Annotated in this window: 11 protein-coding genes; 9 read left to right on the forward strand and 2 right to left on the reverse strand. The window is 50.8% G+C overall.

Features of this window, described 5'->3' with window-relative positions:
• Positions 1 to 30 precede the first annotated feature (30 nt).
• The 5 genes from BM231_RS19800 (at position 31) to BM231_RS19820 (ending at position 8,031) form a co-directional block, all read left to right on the forward strand.
• Positions 31 to 1,581, forward strand: coding sequence for a Do family serine endopeptidase (locus BM231_RS19800; RefSeq protein ID WP_093522187.1), 1,551 nt, complete (start codon positions 31 to 33; stop codon positions 1,579 to 1,581).
• A 299-nt stretch (positions 1,582 to 1,880) separates the two neighbouring features.
• Complete coding sequence (locus tag BM231_RS19805) at positions 1,881 to 2,561, forward strand: response regulator transcription factor (RefSeq protein ID WP_063311959.1); 681 nt, start codon at positions 1,881 to 1,883, stop codon at positions 2,559 to 2,561.
• Positions 2,545 to 4,041: a sensor histidine kinase gene (locus BM231_RS19810; RefSeq protein ID WP_093522082.1), complete on the forward strand. Its 1,497-nt coding sequence runs from the start codon at positions 2,545 to 2,547 to the stop codon at positions 4,039 to 4,041. The genes BM231_RS19805 and BM231_RS19810 overlap by 17 nt, the downstream gene beginning before the upstream one ends.
• Positions 4,005 to 7,034, forward strand: coding sequence for a bifunctional [glutamine synthetase] adenylyltransferase/[glutamine synthetase]-adenylyl-L-tyrosine phosphorylase (locus tag BM231_RS19815; RefSeq protein WP_093522084.1), 3,030 nt, complete (start codon positions 4,005 to 4,007; stop codon positions 7,032 to 7,034). The genes BM231_RS19810 and BM231_RS19815 overlap by 37 nt, the downstream gene beginning before the upstream one ends.
• A 256-nt stretch (positions 7,035 to 7,290) precedes the next feature.
• Positions 7,291 to 8,031 (forward strand): outer membrane protein, encoded by a 741-nt coding sequence (locus tag BM231_RS19820; RefSeq protein WP_139226376.1) that lies wholly within the window; start codon positions 7,291 to 7,293, stop codon positions 8,029 to 8,031.
• Between the two features lie 54 nt (positions 8,032 to 8,085).
• Here BM231_RS19820 and BM231_RS19825 read toward each other — a convergent pair whose 3' ends face one another.
• Together BM231_RS19825 and pepN are read right to left on the reverse strand one after the other, a co-directional pair.
• On the reverse strand, positions 8,086 to 10,461 hold the full coding sequence (locus BM231_RS19825; protein WP_167550320.1) for a PAS domain-containing sensor histidine kinase: 2,376 nt from the start codon (positions 10,459 to 10,461) through the stop codon (positions 8,086 to 8,088).
• 192 nt (positions 10,462 to 10,653) lie between these two features.
• Positions 10,654 to 13,290 carry an aminopeptidase N gene (gene pepN, locus BM231_RS19830; protein ID WP_093522088.1) on the reverse strand — a complete coding sequence of 879 codons (2,637 nt, stop codon included), beginning with the start codon at positions 13,288 to 13,290 and terminating at the stop codon, positions 10,654 to 10,656.
• Between the two features lie 269 nt (positions 13,291 to 13,559).
• Between pepN and BM231_RS19835 the strand changes: the two genes are divergently transcribed.
• The 4 genes from BM231_RS19835 (at position 13,560) to BM231_RS19850 (ending at position 20,649) form a co-directional block, all read left to right on the forward strand.
• The gene (locus BM231_RS19835; protein ID WP_093522090.1) at positions 13,560 to 14,735 is read left to right on the forward strand and encodes a CaiB/BaiF CoA transferase family protein; all 1,176 of its coding nucleotides are present in this window, start codon (positions 13,560 to 13,562) and stop codon (positions 14,733 to 14,735) included.
• A 186-nt stretch (positions 14,736 to 14,921) separates the two neighbouring features.
• Entirely contained in the window at positions 14,922 to 16,694 is a 1,773-nt protein-coding gene (locus BM231_RS19840) for an adenylate/guanylate cyclase domain-containing protein (RefSeq protein ID WP_208860524.1), read from the forward strand.
• 140 nt (positions 16,695 to 16,834) lie between these two features.
• On the forward strand, positions 16,835 to 18,736 hold the full coding sequence (locus tag BM231_RS19845; protein WP_093522094.1) for an ABC transporter ATP-binding protein: 1,902 nt from the start codon (positions 16,835 to 16,837) through the stop codon (positions 18,734 to 18,736).
• Entirely contained in the window at positions 18,733 to 20,649 is a 1,917-nt protein-coding gene (locus BM231_RS19850) for an ABC transporter substrate-binding protein (protein ID WP_093522097.1), read from the forward strand. The genes BM231_RS19845 and BM231_RS19850 overlap by 4 nt, the downstream gene beginning before the upstream one ends.
• The last annotated feature ends 58 nt before the right edge of the window (positions 20,650 to 20,707 follow it).

A 20,707-nucleotide genomic window follows, 5' to 3' on the forward strand; every position in this document is an offset into this window, starting at 1 on the left:
GCTGAGATTGACTAAATGGAGTTGAGCCAAATGAAGTTGACCAAGAACGCAAGTTCCAACGTTGTTTCCCTGTCTGCTGCAAAACCCACTTCCAAACGTCGTTCCCGTCTTCTTAATGGCACTATGGCGCTGGCAATTGCAGGTGCAATGGTTGCTCCGCTGACACTTGTTCCAGCAACTGCTCAAGCCGAGCCTGTTCGCGTAAATGCGCCGGCAATGCCAAGCTTTGTTGGTTTGGTCGAAGCCGTTCAGCCAACAGTTGTTTCCGTTCGTGTTCGCTCTGAGGTTAAAGAGAATGATCGTCTGGCGGGCATTCCTCCAATGTTCCGCGATATGCCGGATGATCACCCACTGCAGAAGTTCTTCCGAGAGTTTGGCGGTCCAGGTGGTGAGCAAAAAAAGAAAGCTCCACCACGCAAGCGCTTCGATCAATCTCAGGGGTCCGGCTTCTTCATCTCTGATGATGGCTATGTAGTAACCAACGAACATGTGGTCGAAGGTGGAACTGAGTTCACAATTGTAACCAGTGAAGGCGAAGAACTGGAAGCCTCATTGGTTGGTTCCGACAAGCGTTCTGATCTGGCTCTTCTGAAAGTGGAAAGCGAAGAAAAGTTTGAATACGTCGCCTTTACAGATGATGCACCACTGGTTGGTGAATGGGTCGTCGCAGTTGGCAACCCGTTCGGTCTGGGTGGCACTGTAACGGCGGGTATCGTCTCCGCTCGTGGTCGTGACATCGGCGCAGGCATCTATGATGACTTCCTCCAGATTGATGCTTCTGTAAACCGTGGTAACTCCGGTGGTCCTGCATTCAACGTGAAGGGCGAAGTTGTTGGCGTGAACTCCGCAATTGTGTCTCCGAGCGGTGGCAACGTGGGCATCGCATTTGCCATCCCGGCACAGACTGCGAAAAAGATCATCTCTGACCTGAAAGAAGACGGCGCAGTAACCCGCGGCTGGCTTGGCGTTCAAATCCAGCCTGTTACCAAGGACATCGCTGAATCCCTCGGTCTGGAAAACGAAAACGGCACGCTGGTTGCCGAAGTTCAGGGTGATACCCCTGCAAAAGCTGCTGGCTTCCAGGCTGGTGACATCATCCTCAAGGTAGATGGTGAAGAAGTGAATGGGCCGCGTGAACTGGCAAAGGTCATCGCTGGGTACTCACCAAACACCGAAGTGGAAATTGAATACTGGCGCAATGGCGAAATCGACACCGCGACTGTAAAGCTTGGCACTATTCCTGAAGAGAAAAAACAAGCCTCAGCCAGCAAAAGCAAGGATGCGAATACCGCATTGGTAGACAGCCTTGGCCTGGAACTGGCAACTGCTGAACAGGCAGGTGTTGATGAAGAAGGCGTTGTTGTCACCAAGGTAGATCCGGATGGACCTGCTGCTGACAAAGGCCTCGCACCGGGTGCGATCATCACCGAAGTTGCAGGTGTTAAAGTTGAAACACCAACCGATGTTGCAGAACAGGTTGAAACAGCACGAGAACAAGGACGCAAGGCAGTTCTGCTGCGTGTCACCCGTGGTGAAAACACACTCTTTGTAGCGATCCCGCTGGAGAAGGGTGAGGAATAAGCCACTTACAAGAATGCGGATCACGAGAAACGCCCCTCTCGTGATCCCCTATCGAAGCACCAAGGATACTCTCACACGTGTTTCGGTTGTTTGAGGGGCTGATAGCAAGGGTAGCCCTCTACTTGATGTCAGCTCCAAAAACCAATGCTGGAAGAAAAGGCAGGGACCTTATCATCTGCCAACTTCACCTATAAAACTTATGCAAATGCTGGCGGTTACCCCCAACAGCATTTGCTTTTTTTTATCGTTTCCCGTCAATGTGAGGAAACGAACAATGCCTTGCTCTGGGAAATGAAAAAATGAGAATCTTGATTATTGAAGATGATCGGGAAGCGGCAGACTATCTGCTCAAAGCACTGAAGGAAGCAGGGCACTCTCCTGATCACGCAGACAATGGCGAAGACGGACTTGAGCTGGCAATCTCCAACACGTGGGATGTGCTCGTCGTTGATCGCATGCTGCCAAAACGAGATGGTCTTTCCATCATCGAAACATTGCGCGCCTCTGGCGATGAAACGCCAGTTCTGATCCTCTCGGCGCTCTCGCAAGTAGACGATCGCGTCACCGGCCTGCGTGCAGGTGGAGATGACTACCTCTCAAAACCCTACGCCTTTTCTGAGCTGCTCGCCCGCGTTGAAGTGCTGAGCCGCCGTAAAGCTGGCCCACAAGTGGAAACCAAGCTGCAGGTTGCCAACCTGGTGTTGGATCGCCTCGCTCACTCCGTTGCCCGAGCAGGGCAGGAGATCGTGTTGCAGCCCCGTGAGTTCCGCCTTCTTGAGTACCTCATGAAGCATGCCGGACAGGTGGTGACCCGCACCATGTTGCTGGAAAACGTCTGGGACTATCATTTCGATCCGCAGACCAACGTGATTGACGTCCACATCTCAAGGCTTCGGTCAAAGATCGACAAAGGGTTCGACTTCCCGTTGCTTCATACTGTTCGTGGTGCAGGATATTCCATCCGTGACAGCTCTAACTAGGATCCTCTCAACCACAGCCTTCAAGCTGGCTGCAATCTACCTGACGTCGTTTACGGCGCTCTCTGTGTTTCTGTTCATCTTCATCTCGCAGAACACCGATGACCTGATGAACAAACAGGTGGTGCAGACGGTTGATGCAGAAATTCAGGGCCTTGCCGAACAATATGCCCAAAACGGCATCAACGGGCTTGTTGTCGGTGTAGAGCGTCGGGTCCGAAGCCCGAACTCAAACCTCTACCTCATTCTGGATTACTCCGGAAACGTCATTACAGGCAACATCGCTTACCTGCCTGAGAAAGTCCTCTCAGTCTCCGATGGTCGAATCCAGTTTGTCTCCTACACTCCACTGGGGTTTGCTGAAACGGACCAGAACAAAGCCAAGGCGATCGTCCGCATCTTTGAATTGCCGGGCAACTTCAAGCTGCTGGTAGGGCGTGATCTGGAAGATCAGGTCCATCTGAAAAGCTTGCTGGGTGACGCTTTGACCCTCTGGCTGGTCGGAATGGTTGTTCTAGCCGGCATCACATGGTTCTTCCTCAACCGCCGTATTCTGAAACGCATCGACAACCTTTCCATGAGCTCACGCCAGATTATGGAAGGTGATCTTGCTGGACGCCTTGATGTGACTGGAAACGGTGATGAGTTCGACCGTCTGGCAAGCAACCTTAACGTGATGCTGGATCGCATTGAAGAACTGATGAAGGGCCTCAAGGAAGTCTCCGACAATATTGCTCATGATCTAAAAACACCACTCACACGCATGCGTGGGCGTGTGGAAGCTGCGTTGCGGCAAAACTTGAGTGAAGATGAGGGCAGGGAATGTCTTGAAGAGACACTGGTTGAGACCGACGAGCTGATCAACACCTTTAACGCACTGCTGCGCATCGCACGTGTAGAAGCTGGTTCCACCGGAGCTGAGCTGCAATCAATCAAGCTGGGCAACATCGTCAAGGACGTGTGCGAACTTTATGAGCCCGTTGCCGAAGATGATGGTGTCGAGTTCTCTGTCTCACTGGAAGATGAGCCCGTCATCGAAGGTGACCGGGAGTTATTGGCGCAAGCTCTCGCAAACTTGATAGAAAATGCTCTCAAATACGGTCGCCCAACCGAAGAGAATGTCAAACCCACAATCAAAGTCGTACTGTCTGGAAATGATGAGCAGGCTATACTCAGTATAGAAGATAATGGTGCTGGTATTGCTGCTGCTGATCGTGAGCGGGTGTGTAATCGGTTTGTTCGGCTTGATAGCTCTCGCCATGCACCGGGTTCTGGACTTGGATTGTCACTTATCAAGGCGGTGGTAACTCTCCATCATGGAGAATTGCAGCTAACATCAGCTGGCACAGCAGATGATTCTGAAAGTGATGAGCAATCTGGCCTACGTGCCCGGATTGTTCTGCCCTTAAACAGAGGGCAAAGAGGTGAGGGAGAGGGCAACGAAGCATGGGACAAGGCTCGGAAGAAGAACGCCACCAGCTAAAAAGCAGCATTCTGAAGCGCGAACATCGAGAAGGAGCTCTTGCCCCTTTATTTGAGCGCTTGGAACGCCAACCCATCTGTGAAGATGAAGATCTGGGTGATCGGCACCTGAAAGATCTTATTGAAAAGCTGGAACGTAAGGATCTCATTTCTGAGTTTGAACAGCTCTGTCAGGGCGCGCCTCATCTGCGCAGCTTTATCAAAGGCTTTATGGTCAATGCGCCGTTCTTGCGCGAGACCATGCTGCGCGATGTTCAGCGCTTCCTGCGTATTCTGAACACGCCTCCGGAAGAGACCATTGCGATCCTTCTGCAGGACTGCCTGAATGCCCGCCCTGAAAGCGAAGCGGCGCTTATGCAGTCGCTACGTCTGGCAAAACAAGAAATGGCTCTCACGGTTGCGCTAGCGGATATTGCAGGCGCATGGCCGCTGGAAAATGTAACGGGTGCTCTCACCAAGTTTGCAGATGCATCATTGACCGCCTGCCTACGCTTCTGCCTTCGCGAACTCGAAGCTAGAGGCAAATTTATTCCGGTTGATCATGAAGAACCAGAGAAAGAGGCTGGCTTCTTCATTCTGGCCATGGGCAAGCATGGCGCTGGTGAGCTCAATTACTCCTCTGATATCGACTTGATCGTTCTCTACGATCCGGAGCGCAGTCGCCTGATTGGTGGTGCTGAAGCGCCAGTTGAGTTTGTCCGCATCACCCGCCGTCTGGTGAAGCTCATGAACGAGCGTACCGGGGACGGATATGTGTTCAGAACTGACTTGCGCTTGCGGCCCGATCCAGGAGCAACGCCACTGGCAATCTCTGTTCCTGCAGCGCTGGTCTACTATGAAAGCTTGGGCCAGAATTGGGAGCGTGCCGCGCTTATCAAAGCACGTCCATGTGCAGGTGATATTGAAGCGGGTGAGATCTTCCTTGAAGAGATCCGGCCATTCGTCTGGCGCAAATATCTGGATTATGCCGCCATCTCAGATGTGCACTCCATCAAACGCCAGATCCATGCCCACAAAGGCTTCAGCAAAATCACAGTTGCTGGTCATAACGTAAAGCTGGGACGAGGCGGCATTCGTGAAGTTGAGTTTTTCGCGCAGACCCAACAGCTGATCGCAGGTGGCCGCAACCCGCAACTACGCGACCGGCGAACACTGATCACACTGGAAAGACTGGCTGACTGTGGCTGGATCGACCAATCTGCTGCAGAAGATATGGAAGAAGCCTATCGCTATCTGCGCGAGGTTGAGCATCGCATCCAGATGATTAACGATGAGCAGACCCACATCCTGCCTAAGGATGAAGAGGCATTGGCACGTGTCTATCATCTTATGGGCATTCGAGGCCGGTCCGAGTTTGCTGATATGATCCGCTCTAAGTTTGAGTTGGTGCAAAAGCATTACTCTGGCTTGTTTGAGCATGAGCCAGATCTGGCAACCAACCTCGGCAATCTGGTTTTCACAGGAGATGATGAGGACCCCAATACGCTGGAGACTCTCAGTCAACTAGGCTTCCAAAGGCCCGTTGATGCAATCCGCACCATCCGTCAGTGGCACTACGGCAGATATCCGGCGGTCCGTGCGCCAAAATCTCGTGAACGGTTGACTGAGTTCACCCCAATCCTGCTGGATGCATTGGCCCGAACTGAGAATGCAGATAAGGCGCTGCTAACATTCGACTCCTTCCTCTCCAAGCTGCCTATGGGAGTGCAACTCTTCGGGTTGCTTAAGTCCAACCCGCATCTGTTCAACTTGCTGACGATGGTTATGGGCAATGCACCGCGTATGGCCGAGATCGTCTCCAAACGCGTCCACGTTCTGGATGCGCTGCTTGATCCGGCATTCTTTGGTGGGGCACCTTCCGCAGAGCAGATTGAGACCGCCCTTGCTGTCACGCTCGATCAAGCAGGATACTATGAAGAAGCGCTCGACCGGGCACGTATCTTTGTACAGGAGCAACAATTCTTGCTCGGTCTGCGTTTGATCACAGGAACGATCACAGCAGCTGAATTAGGGCAGGGGCTTTCAACACTTGCAGACGCAGTGCTCTGTCAATTGCTGCCACGTGTTCAGCAAGAGCTGGAAGACGCCCACGGCAAAATTCCGGGTGCTGAACTTGCACTTGTCGCCATGGGCAAACTGGGTGGACAGGAAATCACCTGTGCTTCGGATCTGGACCTGATCCTGCTCTATGATTTCCCTGAGGATGTGGTGCAGAGTGATGGCAAGCGCCCGTTGGCCCCAAGCCAGTACTATAGTCGCCTCACACAGCGCCTTGTTTCCGCGCTGACTGCGCCGACGGCAGAAGGCGTCCTCTACGAGGTCGATTTCCGTTTGCGTCCCTCAGGCAACTCTGGGCCGCTTGCAACACGGTTTGCCTCCTTCAAGGACTATCAGTCCAACGATGCCTGGACGTGGGAGCATATGGCCCTGACACGTGCCCGTGTCATCACCAGCTCAAGTCTTGAGTTCGCTCAGCAGATCGACTGTGCAGTCTCTCAGTTGTTGCAGGACAAGCGAGACGTTGAAAAACTGGCCCGGGATGTCAGCGATATGCGTGCGCGCATCCAGAAAGAAAAGCCGGCAAAAAGCCCATGGCAGATCAAAGGCATTCCGGGTGGTTTGATCGATATTGAATTCATCGCCCAGTTCTTGCAATTGGCTCACGGTGTCGAGCACCCCGAAGTCCTGCAGGCGCGGACAGAAGATGCATTGCTTAAGGCGCGTGACTTTGGCGTGCTGAGTGAAGAGGATGCCGATACGCTCATCCCGGCCCTGCGAAACTATGAAGATCTGACACAGATCCTGAAACTCGCCCAGACAGGCCACTTTGATCCCAAAACAGCACCAGGTGGATTGCTTGATCTTCTCGTAAATGCGGGTGGTGAACCTGATTTTGAGCGCCTGACCATCTACATGCAGGAGCAACAAATCATGGTGCGTAGAACCTTCGAGCATCTGATCGGCAAGGTCGAAGAAGCTGAAAAAACCAGCTGACCTTTTCAAAATGAGACAACAAAAAAGGCCGCTCAGAAAGCGGCCTTTTCCTTCTGGTGATCTGGATTGACTTTAGCTGAAGTATTTTCATCATGATATGCAATTTTAGATTGGTGTATAGCCATTTTACGCCTTAAAATCTAACAATACCCGAAGGATAGTCTTGAATAAGAAGCTTATAAGTTTTCATTCATAGTAATCTCAATTTGATTAATTATTGTGATAATTAGCCTATATAAATCTAAGGAGATTCGAAGTGAAAAAAATTCTGATTGCTACTCTGCTTTCTACATGTATGTCATCAGCAGCACTTGCTGGTGATTTTTTTGTAGAAGCGGGCGTCGGAGGCTCATTTGGTAAGTTTGATGGGCCAGAGTTTTATAATCCCGATGGGGCTTCCAGCTCAAACCTGCAGAGCAAAGCGAGCGGAGATTATATACTTCTCGAAAATGTAGACGATACTGACGCTAGTTTTGCTGGCTCTGTTGCTCTTGGTTACCATGTGACAGATAACTTTTTTACGAAATTATCTTTTCATAGCTTTGGTTCTCTAGAGGCATCAGGTGGAGCGCGCTTTGGTGCTTCTGCTCCAGGGGATAACTACGAGCAGGTTCTAAAAACTGATGCTTATGGCGTCTTTTTAGGTGGTGGCTATCAGTTCTCTGTAACTGAGCAGTTCTTTGTAGAACCCAATGCTGAGATTGGTGTGGCTATAATAAAATCTAAAGGAACTCAAGGGGCGAATTTAGATCTGAGCTCACGTTTCCCTAAAGAGACAAGAACAAACCTGGCGTTTGGTGCAGGTGTTAACTTAGGTTATAACTTAACCGAAAATCTGACTTTGCTTACTGGTGCAAATTATTATTGGTTGGGCAAAGCTGACACTGGCAAAACAAAAGATCCTGAAGCTTCAGCAATGGGTATGAATGTTAATGAGCAGCTTCAGTCAGATCTGAGCACCATTACCGCGAAAGTTGGATTAAGATACAGCTTTTAAAAATTTTGTGTGCGGTTGGGTTTTGGCCCAGCCGCATATTGTGACTGTAAACGGTTAAGCAGCATTCAGATTGTTGATGCCTGTCAGGCGGCCCTTGTCGCGTCCCTTTGCTTTCAGTGGCAGCTTGATTGTCACCTCGGTGCCAGTGCCAACTTCGGAAGCGATTTCCATATATCCGCCATGCAGCTCGCTGAGAGATCTTGCAATCGCGAGACCAAGACCGGAACCTTTGTGCGTCTTGGTGAACTGGTTCTCCACCTGAACAAATGGCTTGGCAAGCCGGTCGATATCTTTCTTGGAGATGCCGATTCCGTTGTCAGAGATCTTGAGTTCTGCAAAGGCACCAACCTTACGAGCAGAGACCCGAACCTCACCATTGTCTGGTGTAAATTTGATAGAGTTTGCAAGCAAGTTGAGCAAAATCTGTTTAACAGCGCGGCGGTCAGCCTGCAGATGCATGTGAGGCAGATTTTCGCTGACAACCTTGATGTTTTTCTCAGCAGCAGTTGCAGAGATAATCCGGGCTGCATCCTGAACAATCTGCTGGATCTGAACATCTTCGACAGACAATTCAATCCGGCCTGCTTCAATTTTGGACATATCCAGAATGTCGTTGATCACGTTCAGCAGGTAATTCCCGGAGGAATGAATGTCCTTGCAGTATTCTTTGTACTTGTCAGAACCAAGATCACCAAACATGCCTTGATCCATGATCTCAGAGAAGCCAATGATCGCGTTCAGCGGTGTTCTCAACTCGTGGGAGATGTTGGCAAGGAATTCAGACTTTGCCTGGTTTGCATCTTCCGCGCGGGTTTTCTCATCTGCATACTTTTCGGTCAGTTCGACTAGCTGTTGAGCCTGTAGCTCAAGCTTCTGACGAGACTGACGCAAGTCGGCAATGGTCGCCATATGACCGCGCTCAGACTCAAGTAATTTCTCTTCTTTACGTTTCAGTTCTGTAATGTCGGTGCCAACGGAAACGAAGCCACCATCTTTGGTACGGCGTTCCGATACCTGCAACCAGCGGCCACCCTCCATCTCAACCTTGTAGGAACTCCCCATATCGCTGTCGATGTGGTCGCCTTCCTCAGGCTCGGAAATAATCGGTTGGCTCGCAGAGGACATAACAGTGGCGTAAGGCGTACCTGACTGTACAACATGGTCTGGCAACTGGTGCAGCTTGCGGTAGTTGGAGTTACACATCACCAGATGGTTGTCAGCATCCCACAAGACAAAGGCCTCGGAGATGTTTTCAATCGCATCACGCAGGCGTAGATCCGCGGTACGGCTCTGTTCCGCCAAACGCTTCTGCTCAGTTACATCCATACAGATGCCGATCAGATGAGGTTCGTTGGTGCCTGCATCGGTTTGAACTTCAGCGCGAACACGTAGCCAGACCCAGGAACCGTCAATGTGACGCATGCGCCATTGACGATCCACATTGCTCTTACCGGTGTCCAGCAGGCTCTTTGCAAGATCATACAGATCAACGTCATCCGCATGGGTTAGCGACTGGATTTCTGCAAAGCCCATAATATCATTGCGCGGATCCATGCCCAGCATCTCATAGAGCGAGGCGGACCAGAACACGCGGCCACGAGAAAGATCCCAGTCAAACAGACCACAGCGACCACGGTTAAGGGCGGCGTCTATGCGAGAGCGCGTCGCCGAGTAAATGCCATCTGCCTGCTGCGCTCGGGTTGCCTGCGCAAAATAAGCGTAGATGATGACCAGCAGCACCATGGAGGTTGCGACGAAGATCGTGACATTGGCGGAAAGTTCAGCGCGCCAAGAGGAGAAGATCGCGTTTTCTGGCTGCATGATAGCAACCATGCCAAGTTTGTTAGGTAAATGATGAACCGTTGCGCGGGTTGCGTCCTTGGTGCCCTCATTGAGCGTTAAAACGCCAGCGCGCTTTCCAAAGAATGTCATCGGCTGAGTGTCACCGAGGAAACTGGTGATCTTCAGCCCTTCCATATTGGGACGGGTTGGAGCGCTGGCAACAATGGTGCCGTTCGGATCAGTCAATAGAATCTGGCGGCTTTGGCTGGTGGCCCGCGGGGGAAGGGCCTCAGAAAGTGCACGCTGCAAAGCAGAAGTCAGGCCGGCGGAGCCTTTTTCTTGCTCAGAAATTTCAATGCTGGCGGTCAGGGCAGTTGCAATAAGTGTGAGATCGTCTTGAGCTTTTTGGCTGACATTCTCATAATTGTAAGCAATCTCAAGTCCGCGGAAAATAGCGGTACACGCAATGAACACGATGCAAAGAGCAGGAATAATTCTGCGCATCATTGGTTCCGTGGTTAAGAGACGTTGGTAGGCTGGTTGAGCGAGCAACTTAATATGTCCGGTCAGAGCGTCTTTTTTGCCTGTCCGTTTGGTCGAACTCAAGAATCGTCGAGCGGTCGCGCCCCCCGCAAAGGCTCGTGCCATGAATGCCCCCATGTGTCAGATTCCGCCGTAAATAACTCGGGTTGCAATTCACCCGAATCACATTCATTTGAATCTATCCGAATCAACTTGTCCAGAGTCTCGACACAAAAAAATGGTTAACGGCAGCACTTTTTGCTGCCGTTAATTTTCATAGGACTCTCAGAGACTTCGTAGGATGCAAAGTAGACTGTCTTAGTCTAGGCACAGTTCAACTATTTCTTTGACGTCAGTAGAGAGTTGCTGGTCAGCTTCAAGAATTCGCTTTAAAGCGGCTTCTGCCTTTACTCTGCGATCTGCATTCATATTCTTCCAGGTGCCAAAGCTTTTGACCATTCTGGAAGCAACCTGAGGGTTAGTCTTGTCCAATTGCAACGTGATGTCAGCAAGATAATCATATCCTGAGCCATCAGCTGCATGGAAACCTCTTGTATTGCCACCCAGGAAGCCACCAATAAGCGCATAGATACGGTTTGGATTATCCCAAGAAAATGCAGAGTGTTCTGTAAGAGTACGTAGGGCGCCAATGGTGTCTTTGCTTGGTGCACTAGCCGCAACACCCAGCCATTTATCCATGGCAAGAGCAGTACCGTTGTGGCGTTCCTCAAAGGAAGCCATCGCTTCTTGTGCTCCTGCCAGCTCGAACTTAACTAGACAGTTCAGGGCGCTGATCCGGTCAGTCATATTATCAGCAGCATCAAAATGCGCTTTAGCCAGAGCAGCGCTGCCTTCACCTGCACTTGCTGCTATGTAAGTCAAACAACGCAGCTTCAGTGCACGCTTCCCAGCAGATAGAGCATCCGGGCTAAACGTTGCAGGCATCTCCAATGCATCATAGATACGTTTGAAAGTATCATAGAGTGCAACGCCGATCTCTTTGGAAAACGCATCACGTGCATTGCCGATCGCATCTGTGTCGACATCTTTGCCGATTTCAAGCGCGATTGCCTGCTCGCTAGGCAACATCAGGCCAAAACCACGGAATGCATGATCAAGGTTCTCATCCGCTGCCATGTGACCGAGCGCTTCAATAAAGGCGTCCTTGCCTGTCGGCTCTGAACCGTTGGTCAGCTCAATAAGCAGCTCAGTCATCAACGTCTGAGCGGCCTGCCAGCGATTGAACGGGTCGATGTCGTGGCGCATCAGGAAGATCTGATCTTCACGGGGCAAGCCTGTTTCCAATTTAACTGGAGCAGAGAACTCGCGCAGCAGGGAAGGAACTGGTCTACTGCCAATACCATGGAAGATAACGGTTTGTTTGTTGTCGCTTAGGCACAGCAAGTCGCCATCGACTTGAGCACCTTCGGCACTGGAATAAGCGAGATCGTCCCCATTCGGGCCAACCAGGCCAAAGCGAATAGGAATGAAGAATGGTTTCTTTTGGTCTTGTCCAGGTGTTGGAGCATTAATCTGCTCAAGATCCAAAGTGAAAGTCTTTGCGGCCTCGTCGTAAGAGCCCTTTGCTTTCACAACTGGCGTACCGGACTGGTGGTACCACAGGCTGAAATGAGATAAATCGATCTGGTTGGCATCTTCAAAGCATTTGATGAAGTCCTCAATGGTTGAGGCATCTCCGTCATGTCGCTCGAAATAAAGGTCCATCCCTTTTCTGAAGTTGTCCGCACCAAGAATAGTCTTGATCATACGAACAAGTTCAGCGCCTTTGTCATAGACAGTCGCTGTATAGAAGTTGTTGATCTCTTTGTATTCTGTTGGGCGGACTGGATGTGAAAGTGGCCCCTGATCCTCAGGAAACTGGCGGGATTTCAAGCGGATCACATCTGCAATGCGCTTCACAGGGCGGGAACGTTCATCAGAAGAGAATTCCTGATCGCGGAATACTGTGAGGCCTTCCTTCAGGCAGAGCTGGAACCATTCGCGGCATGTGATGCGGTTGCCAGTCCAGTTGTGGAAGTATTCGTGGGCAACAACGGTCTCAATACCCTCATAGTCTGAGTCCGTAGCTGTGTCGCTATCTGCCAGAATGTATTTGTCGTTGAAGATGTTGAGGCCCTTGTTCTCCATCGCGCCCATGTTAAACGCAGAAACAGCAACAATATTGAACACATCCAAATCGTACTCGCGGCCAAACACTTTCTCGTCCCAACGCATTGAACGGATCAAGCTGTCCATGGACCAGTCTGCGCGTTCCTCATTGCCCTTTTCGACAAAGATGTTCAGATCGACTGGTGTACCGGAAGCCGTGGTGTACTTCTCTGAAATGCAGGCAAGGTCGCCAGCAACGAGCGCAAACAAATAAGCTGGCTTCGGGTGCGGGTCATGCCACACTGCAAAATGACGATCAGTTCCTTCAATGTCACCTGAGGCCTGCGGATTGCCATTACCCAGCAAGATCGGACTAGATGCTTTGTCAGCTTCAATACGTGTGGTGAATACGGAAAGCACATCCGGGCGGTCATAGTAATAAGTGATCCGGCGGAAACCCTCTGCCTCACACTGAGTGCAGTAGATGCCCTGAGAAAGGTAAAGCCCCTCCAGCTTGGTATTTGTGGTTGGGTTCACCTTGGTGACAACTTCCAACTGGAAGCGATCAGCAGGTGGTGCATGAACCACCAACTTCTTTGGGGTGGCTTCATAGTCACTCTCCGCCAGAGCCGCACCATCGATTGCGACGGAAGTAAGTGTGAGATCATCTCCATCAAGCTCAAGAGCAGTTCCTGCTTCGGCGCCTTCGCGTTTGGAGAGGGTTAGGGTGGAGATCACCTCGGTTGCTTCCGGTTGAAGCTTGAAGACCAGAGAAACATTCTCAATGACGTAGGGTGTTTCTTTGTAGTCTTGCAGTTTGATGAGCTGAGCTGTCTCAGAGCGCATACCGGTTCTCCCAAGAGGTGTTGAAGCAGCTTTATCGCCCCTTGGCGTAGCGCTTCCAAATTTTTATGTAGATCGGCGGTACCGTTGAAAACGGTTCCGGTCAAATACAGGGAATGAAAACCTCATCACTTTTGCACCCAAAAATCAAATTATCAAGCAAGGGAAGGACTGGAAGGAGGTCATGACAGATCCTCGTAAGCACTATCCCGAAAAAACAGGTAGCACTGGGCTCTTGAAACCGATCTATACAAAAAGCTGAGGTTGCTTCCGTGACGGCTCCCCTGGAAAACATAAAAGTATTGGAACTGGCGCGTATTCTGGCAGGCCCATGGATTGGACAAACCCTCGCAGATTTGGGGGCGGATGTCATCAAGGTAGAAAGCCCGCGCGGTGACGATACCCGAACCTGGGGCCCTCCGTTTATTGAGGAGGAAGGTGGCAGCAAAAGTGCGGCCTACTTCCACGCTTGTAACCGTGGTAAGCGATCCATTGCAGCCGACTTTTCAAAGCGGGAAGACCTTGAACTGATTTATGATCTGGTACGCCAAAGTGACGTGCTGATCGAAAACTTCAAGGTTGGCGGATTGGCCAAGTTCGGCCTTGACTATGACAGTCTCAAGAAGATCAATCCAAAGCTGATCTATTGTTCTGTGACTGGGTTTGGTCAGGATGGTCCGTATGCCCACCGTGCAGGGTACGATTTCATGATCCAGGGCATGGGTGGAATTATGGACCTGACTGGCTCTAAAGGCGGCGAGCCACAAAAAGTAGGTGTTGCATTCGCCGATATCTTCACGGGTCTTTACGGCGTCATCGGTATTCAGGCAGCTCTGCGCCGTCGTGATCTGACCGGTGAAGGTGAATGGATCGACATGGCTTTGCTGGATGCTCAGGTCGGTGTTTTAGCCAATCAAGCGATGAATTATCTGAGCAGCGGCAATGTCCCCAGCCGTATGGGGAATGCTCATCCAAACATTGTTCCATATCAGGTCTTCGAAGTGAAAGACGGTCATCTCATTGTGGCAGTTGGCAACGACACCCAGTTTGCGAACTTCTGCAGGATTCTCGGGCAGGAAGAACTATCTGAGGACGAACGTTATGCCACCAACCCATCTCGGGTGAAGCACCGTGAAGAATTAACAGAAAAGCTTCAGGCACTGGTTCTGAACTTCAACCGAGATGAACTCCTGTCAAAAATGGAAGAACGTGGCGTTCCGGCAGGTCCGATCAATACAGTTGGCGATGTTTTACAGGATCCTCAAATTGAACATCGGCAAATAAAGGTCAACTTGCCAACAACCTCTAAGGATCAAGGCGAGCAAACCTATGTGCGCACGCCAATTCAATTTACTAATTCTAAGCTGAAACTAGAGAAGGGTGCACCAGCTCTCGATGAACATAGAAATGAGATATTGAGAGAATTAGGCAAAGAAGCAGTAGAATAAAGACTAGCGACACCATGTGCAGGAAGGCAGTTTGACCCTCGGTCCGGGGAGTGGTTTAACGGGCTGGCATTCCTCACACAGGTGGGTCACGGTTTGAAGCTTTGGAATAGGATCAGACGTAAAGCAATCGGCATTCGGCGATGCTATTACAAGCTATCACTGACATGGCTAGTGAGTTTGACCTTCGTGACTGTAGTGACGTTGTGCGGCGGTATTGTGCTGTACATGTCGGTTCATACCAACCTGAAGAATACCCGGAGCCTTATCGAAAAAGCTTCGATTATGTCCACCGAGGCAATCAACAACGCCTTAGGTGCCTACATGACTCCGGCATTCTCCTCGGTACACGCAATCAAAGTTTATGCGGAAGAACAGCCAACAGCGCAAAATGCGATCTTTCGTGCACGCCAGACTTTTCGCGGTGTTTTGTTCGGCGTAAAAAGTGTCGAAGGCTTGGTGTTGTCATTGCCCAACGGAACTGTCTGGGGCTTACGTCACGCCGAAAATCGGCAAGATCTGGTCTCATTCCACCCAGAACAAGATCTGTTTGAATTCTCCAAAATGCAAAGCATTGATGCGCAAACCGATGAAGACCCATTCTGGGGGGACTTCTACGCATCTGGTGAAGATCCTTTTGCGACGGCCACAAGCGCAATTGAGTTCGATGGAGAGACGATCGGCTACGTTTCCGCAATCATCACGATGAAGGGAGTTGGCTCGGTCCTCGCCTCTTCGAATGAGGATGGTCTTGGAAATGAAATTGGCGAAGAGGATGTCACTCGATTTATCCTGACCGACAAAAATCGAGTGCTCGCATACTCCTCACCAACCAATGAGCTACAGCAACACAATCTCCTGGCTCATGTTGAAGAATTTGGGGATCCCGTTCTTGCTAAGTTCGAGGGGAGTAAAGCTCAGCCTTTTAGCCAGCGTGCGCGCAAACGTGGCGTGGAACTGCATCTGATTTATGACGGTGAGGACATGTATGTTCTTGTCTCACAAAAGCTTGTTTCACCGGATGGTGAAGTCTACTACGTCGGGGAATACCAGCTGGCAAACTCGCGCTATGATGAATTCACTCGCCTGATCAATTCGGTCTTTGCAGGCGTAGCTGTTGTATTCCTGTCCGCACTTGTCGCGATCTTCTTTGCGCGGCGTTTATCCTCTCCGTTGAAAGGTATCGCTGCACGCGCTCAAAAGTTCGGTGCTCTGGAGTTTGAGCATCTCGAACCGTTGCCGCGCAGTCACATTCGTGAAGTGGATCAGATCACGTCCGCAATGAATGCCAGCACCAGTGGCTTGCAGGCGATGAGTAGGTATATCCCGAAGTCGCTCTATTCTAAATTGATGGCTATGGGCATCGACCGGGCGGCCAAAGCGAAAGAAGCTGAACTGACAATCCTGTTTACGGACATCGAAGGCTTCACGTCGATCTCCGAACATAGAAGCGCAGGTGAAGTCGCTGGTCTGCTTAATGACCACTTCAAATTGCTGGTATCTGCTGTCGAAGCTCATCAGGGTACAGTCGATAAATTTGTCGGTGATGGGATGCTCGCTTTCTGGGGTGCTCCAAATGAGATGGAAGACCATGCCCGACGTGCGATCTCGGCTGCAGAAGATATGGTCAGAGCTATCCAGCAGGCCAATGAAGCTGCGCCCGAGAATGCTTTGAACGTTCGGATTGCCATTCACACAGGCCCAGTAATTGTTGGCAATGTGGGGGCCGTAGAGCGTTGGAATTACACCATTGTTGGCGATGCCGTGAATGTGTGCAGTCGCCTGCAAGGCCTTGGCGGCACCATCTCCTCCGTTAAAGGAGCATGTGTGGTGTTGAGTGGTGAAACTGTCGAGAAAGCGGGCAGACCAGAAAATGTAACCCATCGTGGAAGCCATGATATTCGTGGCCGGAAGGGTAAGGTCGAGGTTTGGCAGCTCAACTCGACCATATGCGACGACTAAGAATCCCGGCATTGTCTTCTAGTTTAATTTAAGTGTGCTGCGTAACCCAACCTCATTGAAAGAAAGCCCTGTTCTAGTGTGGAAGCCGCGAAAGGTTTTCTCGCGTGCACTAGCAACAGATCAGTGAGGAAGGGACGCACGTGAACCTGCTTGACGTCAAAGGGTTGTCAGTAGAGTTTCATGGAGATGAAGGGCATCACCAAGTTGTCCGCGATGTGTCTTTTAGTGTCCCGGAAAACAAGTGCGTCGCTTTGGTAGGTGAGTCAGGGTCTGGTAAGACCGTGATTTCCAGAGCAGTGATGGGTATACTTCCTGCAAAATCTCGTATCACTGCCGGGCAGATCTTGTTCCGAGACAATCGTAAAAACGGTGAGCAAATAGATATTGCAAAGCTGCCTCCAGCTGGGCCTGCCATGCGTGCTATTCGTGGTGATCAGATTGCGATGATCTTTCAAGAGCCAATGGTCTCGCTCTCTCCGCTGCACACGATTGGAGATCAGATCAGCGAAGCGGCAAAACTCCACCGCTTTGTTGGATCAAAAGAAGCGCAGGAACTGACCAAGGATATGCTTCGTTTGGTTCATTTTCCTGAGCCTGAGCGAGCAATCCGTGCTTATCCATTTGAGCTCTCTGGCGGCTTACGGCAACGGGCACTCATCGCAATGGCGATGATCTGCCGGCCCACACTTCTTATCGCAGATGAACCGACCACTGCATTAGATGTCACCATTCAGGCCGAAATTCTGAAGCTGATAAAGGAAGTGCAGGCCGAGCTGAACATGACGCTGCTTATGATCACGCATGACTTTGGTGTGGTCACAAACATGGCCGATGAAGTTGTCGTGGTTTACAACGGTGAGGTCATGGAAAAAGGCAGTGTTGAAGACCTTTTCCTAACCCCGCAACATCCTTATCTGAAGGCTCTGCTCAACGCGGTTCCATCGCTTTCCATGGAACCGGATGAGCGTCTTGTTCCAATCCGCCCAATCAAACCACGCACTCATCACTCCGATTTGCAGCCACAACCGGTTGGTAAGACACATGCGTTTCGAGGAACAGCCCTCATAGAGCTTGAGGGAGTTTGTAAGAACTTCACATTCAAGAACCTGCGTGGCAAAAAACGCAGAGGTATGACAACAGCGCTCGACAACGTATCTTTGACGGTCCGCAGAGGTGAATGCCTTGGCATTGTTGGAGAGTCTGGTTCCGGAAAGACCACTGCGTCTCTTGCAATGCTGCGAGCCTTTCCTCTGACACGTGGCAAGATCTCCTACACCACAGAGGATGGACCACGCGACATTCAGGGCTTCTCTGAAAAAGAGCTATTCCAATACCGTAAGAAGGCTCAAATTATTTTTCAAGACCCGTTCTCTTCGCTAAACCCACGCCGAACACTCAACGAGATCTTGCAGGAACCACTCGTCATACATCGAATGGGCGACAGTTTGAGTCAGGGCGCCCGTATTCGAGAGCTGATCGACCTCGTTGGCCTGTCGCCGAGGTATCTACGCCGCTACCCACACTCCTTCTCCGGTGGTCAACGTCAACGTATTGGGATTGCAAGAGCGCTGGCGCTAAACCCGGAGTTCTTGATTTGCGATGAGCCGACATCAGCGCTTGATGTGTCTGTACAGGCACAGATCCTGAACCTGCTCAAAGACCTGAAAGACGAGCTGGGCCTCACTTATGTTTTCGTCAGCCACAACCTTGCTGTGGTTGACTACATTTCCGATCGCGTTGCAGTCATGTGCAAAGGCAAGGTTGTTGAAGTCGGACCAACGCGGCAGATCATAGACAATCCCATTCACCCCTATACGCGCGCACTCCTCAAAGCGGTACCGGAACCCTCATTAGATCACAAACTGGATTTCTCTTCTCTGGCAGGAACGGCAAGCTCAGACCCGACACAATGGCCGTCACCCTACCGGATGCGCTACACGACCGTTCCATATTTGGTTGAAATAGAAACAGACCATTGGGTGTGTGCTCCGGGTATGGAGAGCATGCGTGATATTGTTGGTTTGGGAGGCAGCCACATATGACAAGACTTAGCCTCCTTACTTCCACGATCATGTTTATCAGCCTAGCAGTACCCACTGCCTCGATGGCTCTGATCCTCAAGGAAACACCGGGGATTCCACCGGGCCTGCCATCCGTGGTGGATCGTGTGCCCAAAGAACCACTGGTGACGTACCCCGATGATATTGGCCGTGTAATCGGCGTGCAGGGCGGTGCGCTGCATACGCTTATCTCACGGCCTAAAGACGTTCGCCTGATCAATGTGTGGGGTTATGCACGGCTGGTCGGGTACAATGAAAATCTCGAGCTAAATCCAGATATCTTGGAAAGCGTAGATAATCACTACGATAAGGTCTTCACTCTAAATCTGCGTGAAGGCCATAAATGGTCTGACGGCAGTTCCTTCAATTCAGAAGATTTTAGGTTCTGGTTTGAAGATGTTGCCTTAAATGAGGAACTTAACCCCATCGGTCTGCCGGGGTTCATGTTGGTGGATGGAGAAGGCCCCGAGTTCTCAGTTATCGATGAGACCACAGTTCGCTTTGAGTGGCATGAGCCAAACCCTTTGTTTTTACAGGAACTTGCAAAAGCGCGCCCGCCGTTCATTTACCGGCCAGCGGCCTATATGAAGCAGTTCCATGAAGAATACGGAAACCCGGAGTTTATCCGCCAGATTGCCCGTATCGAGAAAGTGCGTGGGTGGGCACCTTTATTCAACCGTATGGACGACATGTACGGGGCATCCAATCCGCATATTCCTACATTACAGCCATGGGTGCCACGTAACACCTCGGGTGACCGCCGAGCAGTCATGGAACGAAATCCGTTTTTTCACCGGGTAGACAGTGCAGGCCAGCAACTTCCTTACATCGACCGCATCATTATGGATGTGGTCGATGGAAAACTCATCCCAGCAAAAACGCTGGCAGGCGAGAGTGATCTGCAAGCGCGTGGACTAGGCTTCTCTGATATTTCCGTGCTTAAACGCGGTGAGCAAACACAGGATTACGACACGCGACTTTGGCTCAACTCAAAAGGCTCTGAGATTTCGATCCTGCCTAATCTCAGTGTTAAAGACCCGGCATGGCGCAAACTCATGCAAGATCGTAGATTTCGCCACGCGCTTTCATTGGGCATTGATCGCGAACTCATAAACAAAGTGCTCTATTTTGGTTTAGGTCGAGCGGGCAACGACACTGTTCTCAACATTTCTCCGCTGTATCAGCCAGATTTTCAAACGGCCTGGGCGGAGTTTAATCCAGATCTTGCCAACCAGTTGCTGGATGATATCGGACTGACAGACAGACGAGGAGACGGCGTTCGCTTGTTGGAAGACGGGCGCCCACTGCAACTCATCATTGAAATCACAGGTGAGAGTACTGAACAGGATGATGCGCTGGAACTTGTCGCCGAAACATGGAAGGAGATCGGCGTCTCTGCCTTCATCCGACCAAGCCAGCGCGATACGATCCGGGCCCGTGCCCTTTCTGGCGCTTTAATGATGTCGGTTTGGTCCGGTTTTGAAAATGGCGTGCCAACAGCAGATATGCCGCCTATAGACTATGCTCCCACGCGTGAAGACTTTCTCTCATGGGCTCCCTGGGGCAATTATTATGAAAGTGACGGCCATGCAGGTGTGAAACCTGACTGGCCCCCAGCAATCCGCTTGGTGGAGCTCTTCGACCAATGGCTGGTGAGCAGTAGTTTTGAAGAACGAGACATGATCTGGGAGCAAATCTTGCAGATCCACGCGGATGAGACAATTCATATTGGTCTGGTTAACGCAGTCCGACACCCGGTTGTTGTTAAAGGATTATTGAACGTACCTGAAATGGGCATTTATGGTTGGGATCCTGGAGCACAGTTCGGCATCCACCGTATGGATCTCTTCTTCTTTGAAGACCTCTTGCCTGATGAAGATGATCTGTCTCGTTGATTTTCTCACTTGCCTTAAGCGCGGACTAATAGGGCTTCTCAAACCTGATTAGATTTTC

Origin of the sequence: Pseudovibrio ascidiaceicola (genome assembly GCF_900114245.1) — a bacterium.
In the GTDB taxonomy this organism is placed as follows: Bacteria; Pseudomonadota; Alphaproteobacteria; order Rhizobiales; family Stappiaceae; genus Pseudovibrio; species Pseudovibrio ascidiaceicola.

Coding starts and splice junctions, on each gene's coding strand:
- BM231_RS19800 (WP_093522187.1), top strand. CDS start 31: ATGAAGTTGACCAAGAACGCAAGTTCCAACGTTGTTTCCCTGTCTGCT.
- BM231_RS19805 (WP_063311959.1), top strand. CDS start 1,881: ATGAGAATCTTGATTATTGAAGATGATCGGGAAGCGGCAGACTATCTG.
- BM231_RS19815 (WP_093522084.1), top strand. CDS start 4,005: ATGGGACAAGGCTCGGAAGAAGAACGCCACCAGCTAAAAAGCAGCATT.
- BM231_RS19825 (WP_167550320.1), bottom strand. CDS start 10,461: ATGGCACGAGCCTTTGCGGGGGGCGCGACCGCTCGACGATTCTTGAGT.
- pepN (WP_093522088.1), bottom strand. CDS start 13,290: ATGCGCTCTGAGACAGCTCAGCTCATCAAACTGCAAGACTACAAAGAA.
- BM231_RS19850 (WP_093522097.1), top strand. CDS start 18,733: ATGACAAGACTTAGCCTCCTTACTTCCACGATCATGTTTATCAGCCTA.